7 protein-coding genes are annotated in these 5,781 nt (G+C 37.6%); 1 reads left to right on the forward strand and 6 read right to left on the reverse strand.

All coding sequences use genetic code 11. The features are described from left to right. Positions 1-48 precede the first annotated feature (48 nt). The gene (gene smpB / locus GSY74_RS04125) at positions 49-507 is read left to right on the forward strand and encodes an SsrA-binding protein SmpB (protein WP_164663840.1); all 459 of its coding nucleotides are present in this window, start codon (positions 49-51) and stop codon (positions 505-507) included. Here the strand turns inward: smpB and GSY74_RS04130 are convergent. The 6 genes from GSY74_RS04130 to GSY74_RS04155 all read right to left on the reverse strand — a co-directional run bounded on the left by GSY74_RS04130 (position 470) and on the right by GSY74_RS04155 (position 5,577). Continuing rightward, complete coding sequence (locus GSY74_RS04130) at positions 470-1,606, reverse strand: carboxynorspermidine decarboxylase (protein WP_164663841.1); 1,137 nt, start codon at positions 1,604-1,606, stop codon at positions 470-472. The genes smpB and GSY74_RS04130 overlap by 38 nt on opposite strands. Next, positions 1,578-3,098, reverse strand: coding sequence for a polyamine aminopropyltransferase (locus GSY74_RS04135; protein ID WP_164663842.1), 1,521 nt, complete (start codon positions 3,096-3,098; stop codon positions 1,578-1,580). The genes GSY74_RS04130 and GSY74_RS04135 overlap by 29 nt, the downstream gene beginning before the upstream one ends. Next, complete coding sequence (locus GSY74_RS04140; protein ID WP_164663843.1) at positions 3,099-3,296, reverse strand: DUF350 domain-containing protein; 198 nt, start codon at positions 3,294-3,296, stop codon at positions 3,099-3,101. 167 nt (positions 3,297-3,463) lie between these two features. Then, entirely contained in the window at positions 3,464-3,649 is a 186-nt protein-coding gene (locus GSY74_RS04145; protein ID WP_164663844.1) for a hypothetical protein, read from the reverse strand. Beyond that, positions 3,650-4,948 carry a DUF4178 domain-containing protein gene (locus tag GSY74_RS04150; RefSeq protein WP_164663845.1) on the reverse strand — a complete coding sequence of 433 codons (1,299 nt, stop codon included), beginning with the start codon at positions 4,946-4,948 and terminating at the stop codon, positions 3,650-3,652. It lies immediately after the preceding gene. Beyond that, on the reverse strand, positions 4,945-5,577 hold the full coding sequence (locus GSY74_RS04155; protein WP_164663846.1) for a DUF4178 domain-containing protein: 633 nt from the start codon (positions 5,575-5,577) through the stop codon (positions 4,945-4,947). Before GSY74_RS04155 ends, GSY74_RS04150 begins: the two co-directional genes overlap by 4 nt. Positions 5,578-5,781 lie beyond the last annotated feature (204 nt).

The following is a 5,781-nucleotide window of genomic DNA, read 5'->3' on the forward strand; positions in this document are numbered from 1 at the left end:
AGAATCAAATAATTTTGGATATAATTATAATAAAAAGAGAATATTATTATGTCAATAAACATTATAGCCAAAAATAAAAAAGCCTACCACGACTACGAGATACTAGAGAAGTTTGAAGCTGGAATAGTTCTGCAAGGTGCAGAGGTGAAAGCCCTCCGAGCTAAGAGAGCCAATCTAGCTGATGCTTTCTGCCGTTTTATAAAAGGTGAGCTACACTTGATGAACGCACATGTAGCCCACCTAGAGACTACCAATCGAAACTACTCACGAGACACAAGAAGCCCTCGAAAACTTCTACTGCATAAGAAAGAGATAAACAAACTTTTTCTAAAAGTTTCTAAAGATGGCAATACGATTGTCCCTCTGATGCTCTATTTTAATGAACGAAATTTTGTTAAAGTAAGCATAGCTATTGCCAAAGGTAAACAGCTTCATGATAAACGAGAGACTTTAAAGCGACGAACCCAACTTAGAGAGGCTCAACAGGCGATGAAAAATTATAAATAATGAGTGGAGCAAACTCCATCCCATTAAATCGTGTCATCTTCACCATAGTGTAGCTCATCATATCCTCAAAAACTACTCTATCACCTATGGTTAAAGGTTTTTGAAAAAAATACTCACCAATAATATCCCCTTGCAGACATGAGTTCCCAGTGAGTTCATAGTAATAAGGTGTAGAGCTAATCTGTGTGCCTTTTACTTTTAGTCTCTGATTTACTATCGCAACATCTAGCAGATGTGTCTCGATAGAGGTATCAAGTATCACAATACTGTCAATAATATCCAATACCGTTGCGACAAACTCTCCTGTATCTCTCAGCACCGATTCCCCCGGTTCAAAATAGAGTTGAATATGTGGATAGTTTAGTTTGAAATTTTTGCTAAGTTCTATAAATCTTTTTGTATCATAATCTTTATCAGTAAAGTTGTGTCCTCCTCCGAAATTTACCCATCTAAGTTGAGGTAATATGTTTTGATAATGAGCCATAATATGGTCTAAAAGGATAGAAGCCCCCTCAACACTTGATTGAAACAGAGCATGGAAATGTAACCCTTCTAAGTTTTTGAACTCATCTAAATTAAAAGTCTCTAAAAACTTTTGATAGTCAACTCCTAAACGGCTATATGATAAATTTGGATTACAATAACTTGGAATAGGAAGATGGAGTTTTGGGTTTATTCGCACTCCAATAGAGGTGTTGCTTGGAATCGGAAGGCTCTGCCTCCGTTGTTCGGGACTGAAGTCTCCGTTTCCGAATCGTTCCCATTGAGACAGAGAGTTCAATGATAATGTAGATACTTTAGAAATCAACTCTTTCAGATTATCTTCTTTGAATGCAGGAGCATAGAGATGAATATTTTGAGCATTGGCTTCTATCGCCATATTTACTTCTATCAAGGAGCTAACCGAAAATCCAGAGAGTTTTGAAGCTATCAATGGGATGATTTTTGGATGATTGAAACTTTTGAGAGTATGTAGTATCTTTACACCACTCTCTTTTTCTAACCATGAGAGTCTCTCTAAGTTCCTCTCTAATCTTTTTATATCTATCTGAAAATATGGAGTTTGCATATTAGTGATACCACCTCTTCCACCCCTCATTATAGTACTCTATAAGTCTGTGCGTACTTAGTCTGTTCTCCTCTACCTCGACTTTGGCAATATCAGGAGCAAAGGTAGTTAACTTATTTAGCGTAGTCTCATCTAAATATTTTAAATCTTTTGTCAACTCTCTACCATCAAGTTTGATAGGAAAACGCGAAGCCAATACAAACCCCCACTCTCCAAAGCTAGGAATATAGGTGTGATATGGCAGAGTATATAAATCGGTACTCTTGATAGTCTCATTGATAGACCAAAATGCCTTGTGCGTATACATCGGTGAGGAGGCTTGTGTCACCATTGCACCCCCTTTGGAGAGCTGTTTTTTGAGTAGATGATAAAAAGTCTTGCTATATAATCTACTAAGCGAAATGCTATTTGGGTCTGGTAGGTCGATAATGATAACATCATAGAGCGTTTTACTCTTCTCTATATATTTCCATGCATCTTGATTGACCACCGTTACTTTTGGACTCTCATAAGCATGGTCATTGAGTTGACTTAGCGTTTGATTCTCTCTGAATAGAGTCGTGATAGCAGGGTCTAAATCTACCAGTGTAATCTTCTCAACCTCTTCATATTTTAGAACCTCACGAAGAGCCATACCATCACCACCACCAATAATCAACACATTCTCATGAGCTTTGGCTGTTATCATTACAGGATGAACTAGTGACTCATGATAACGATACTCATCAATGCTGTCAAACTGTATCGCTCCATTGATATAGAACTGTATTCGTTCATTGTGAGCTGTGACCACTATCTTTTGATAAGGTGTCTGCTCTTTGTAGATGATTTTATTTCGATATAACTTGTTCTCTATCATATTTGTTAGATTGGTCGATTGCCAAAAACCTATCACTAAAATTGCTAAAACAGCAAAAAGATAGAGGATATATCTACGACCTAAAATCTCACGAAAAATGTACCATGCCATCGCTCCTACAAAGAGATTTATCATCCCAAAGAGAAAAGAGGTCTGCATGAGTCCAAGCTTTGGAACTAGAACTAGAGGGAAGATTAATGAAGCAAACAACGCTCCAATATAATCAACCGTAAAGACATTGGAGATATTGGTTTTGAGTGAAAAGCTCTCTTTGAGAATACGGATAATCAGAGGTATCTCTATCCCCAACATTGTACCAAGTGAGATGGTAATAAGATACAAAAAAGCATCATAGTTATTTATATACGCAAAAGCATAAAAAAGGATAAAAGCAGAAAAACCACCTAGCAAAGAGATAATCAATTGCAGACGCACAAACGCCCTCTCTAGCTCCTCTTCTATAAACCGAGACAACCAAGCCCCAATTCCCATGGAAGACATAAAAAGCCCAATGACCAGTGAGAAGTGATATATGGAGTCGCCTAAAAGATAAGAAGAGAGCGTACCGTTTAGTAGTTCGTATATTAGTCCACAGATAGCTATAAGGAAAGTTCCAAAGAGGAGGGCTGTCTCTTTGGTTTTAGTGTTGACGGCTTTTGACATCTACCGAATAGCCGAAGATATTATCATCCCAAGTGAAGCGATAATCGAAGCTATCACAATAGCCAAAGCGATATTTCCCTCGTGAGCTATCTTTTTGCTAATTGAAAACTTGGTAGCAACCTCCATAACAATAAGGGTAACTATAAATACCCCCAATCCTATACCTGTGTAAATCAATGTGCTTGTTATCTCTGTCATTTTTTCTCCTAATTATTTATTTGTTTTGGAATCGAAGGCTTTAGCTCAATGCCAATGAATTAGCGAGGCTGAAGCCATCATTTCCTTATATGCAATCTGCATTTTCGGAATCGGCGTGTTTACACCCGAACTATACTAAAGTCTGAGTTTCCTAAAAAAGTGTAACTCTATTTCCCAGAACTATACCCACCACTGTAACTGCTACTACCACCATAATTTGATGAGGAGGAGGAGCGAACAGTGGGTTTTGGTTTCTCTATAGACTCCACCCCTGCTAATCCTGTGCCTTGATAGGTTAGAAAGATACTAGCCATTGTCAAAGTGCTAAATAGAATAAATATCGTTCTAATCATCTAGTCTCCTCGCATAAATATTAAAATAAATACTAGTAGAAAAAATCCAATTGAGACGAATTCTGAGATGGAAAAGATTACTCCACCTGCCATTAGTCCAAAGGGGATAAGGTATCTTAGTTTTATTTTTCTAAACATAATATATATCAGAAATATTATCGTGGCAATAAATAGAGGAAAAGTGTAGGAGGTTCGCACAATCCTCTCTTCGATGGTGACCTCTATAGACTTAGTTGCCATTTTATCAAGTTTTTTCACCTTTAAAATATATCCTCCACTCTCCAAGTTCAAGTAGATATTTGCACCGATAGCTGTATGGCTCCAAGTTTTACCCAGAATCTGTTTTGAAAAATGAACATCTTTTTTATCAATATGAAATATCTCTTTTTTATCTTTATAGATTTCAAGTCTATAACTATCTAGTATCGAACTAGACGGAGCAGAGATTGTTATCTGATTTAGAAAAGCTGTAGTATTTACTTTGAATGGATATTCCGAATCGTTGCTAATATGTTTATGTAGAACTCTATCGCTAGTTACAGAGGAGATTATGAGTCCCAAAAGTATAAGAGCTATGAAAATTATTCCATAAAGATAGCCTTTTCCTCCATCTTCCATCTCATCATCTATCCCCTCGGCAAAACTTCTCTTTGGGATAATCTGTTTTTCACTCTCTACTCCAAAACTCTCATAAACCTCTAGCTCTTTCAATCTTTTAGTGTAGTAGACTTCAGTTTCACCTTTACTCTGTTCTATATTTACTACCTGTCTACTAGCCCCCTTGTAGTCCCAACATCTAATCTTATCATCTCTCTTTGCAACCCAAGTTAGCTCCCCTTGGACAAAATCTATAAGAGAGAAGTATGACTCATCATCTAGTAGGTAGTGACCCTCTCTATAGAAAATTGTTGTATCTTCTCTCTCCCAATTTTGCAGATTGAAGTCGCGTACTCTCTTTGAGAAACTAATAGCCCCTGCCTCATAAACCAACCAACCATAACCATATAGTGGTGAAAATAGCAGAAATTCACTCCACTTTTCACTAGCATCATCTTTGCTACGATAGACAATCCAGCCGATAATTGTCCACTCCACACCGTCTATCTTGCCACTCATCCCTATCTCAAAAGGGACAGTGGGAACTACTGTATCTTTAAAGTTAGAGAGAACCTTAAATTTTCTATTAAGGTCAATAACGCTTTTGCAATAGGTGCATGTAACGGTCTGAATACGACCACCACCCAAAAGTTCGAGTGGTCCAGCACAGTTGGGGCATTTGATGCTATAGACTTGACTCACCCATAGACCTTTTTGATGCTAAATGGGTCTATCCAATTACCTCTAAAGATTTTCATCCCATTTGGTGAAGATTCAGCAGTTATAAGTGATGTTCCACCCTCTGATAGATGAGCATATTGATGTGTTTTTCCAATAGCTATATTTTCAGGAAGTTCACCCTCAAAACCGACACACTCACCTTTTCCTATCTCTGTAACTACAAATTTACCATACTTTTTACCAATAGATAATCTATCTATATTTTTAAATGGCATGACTATCTTTGCTTTGGACTCCAAGACAAAATCCCCCTCATCCACACTCAACCAAAACTCACGATTCGCTTCACCTGTCAAGAACCACTCCTCCCAAAATCCACGCCCATAGCTATAGCGAATCTTTCCTAGTGGCAGATAGGTTTTGTTATCTATAGAGATAGGCTCTCCTAGTTTTAGCAGAGATGGTTCAGGGCTAAGAGCAGATGCTTTTCCAATAAGTTTCAGACTATCATCTTCTAAAAATATAGAAGATTTACATGACGGACACTGTACTAGCTTTGTCCATTTGAAATGTAGAGGGAGACTATCACCACACTGTGGGCAGTTGATAGTTTTTTCTATAGTTGCTTGATATAGTGGTTGGTTTTTCATAGTTGGATTATACTCTTTTGAGGCTTGATTTTATTTTAAGGTTACTAGACATCTTAAAAAACTAGGAACCGATGGCTTCAGCCTCGTCTTGTTCGGGACTAAAGTCTAATGCCAATGAATTAGCGAGGCTGAAGCCATCGTTTCCTTATATGCAATCTGCATTTTCGGAATCGGCGTGTTTACACCCGAACTATTTAGCTTAAT

This window comes from Sulfurovum sp. bin170 (assembly GCF_010892395.1).
Classification (GTDB): Bacteria; Campylobacterota; Campylobacteria; order Campylobacterales; family Sulfurovaceae; genus UBA1140.

Coding starts and splice junctions, on each gene's coding strand:
- GSY74_RS04155 (WP_164663846.1), bottom strand. CDS start 5,577: ATGAAAAACCAACCACTATATCAAGCAACTATAGAAAAAACTATCAAC.
- smpB (WP_164663840.1), top strand. CDS start 49: ATGTCAATAAACATTATAGCCAAAAATAAAAAAGCCTACCACGACTAC.
- GSY74_RS04135 (WP_164663842.1), bottom strand. CDS start 3,098: ATGTCAAAAGCCGTCAACACTAAAACCAAAGAGACAGCCCTCCTCTTT.
- GSY74_RS04140 (WP_164663843.1), bottom strand. CDS start 3,296: ATGACAGAGATAACAAGCACATTGATTTACACAGGTATAGGATTGGGG.
- GSY74_RS04130 (WP_164663841.1), bottom strand. CDS start 1,606: ATGAGGGGTGGAAGAGGTGGTATCACTAATATGCAAACTCCATATTTT.
- GSY74_RS04145 (WP_164663844.1), bottom strand. CDS start 3,649: ATGATTAGAACGATATTTATTCTATTTAGCACTTTGACAATGGCTAGT.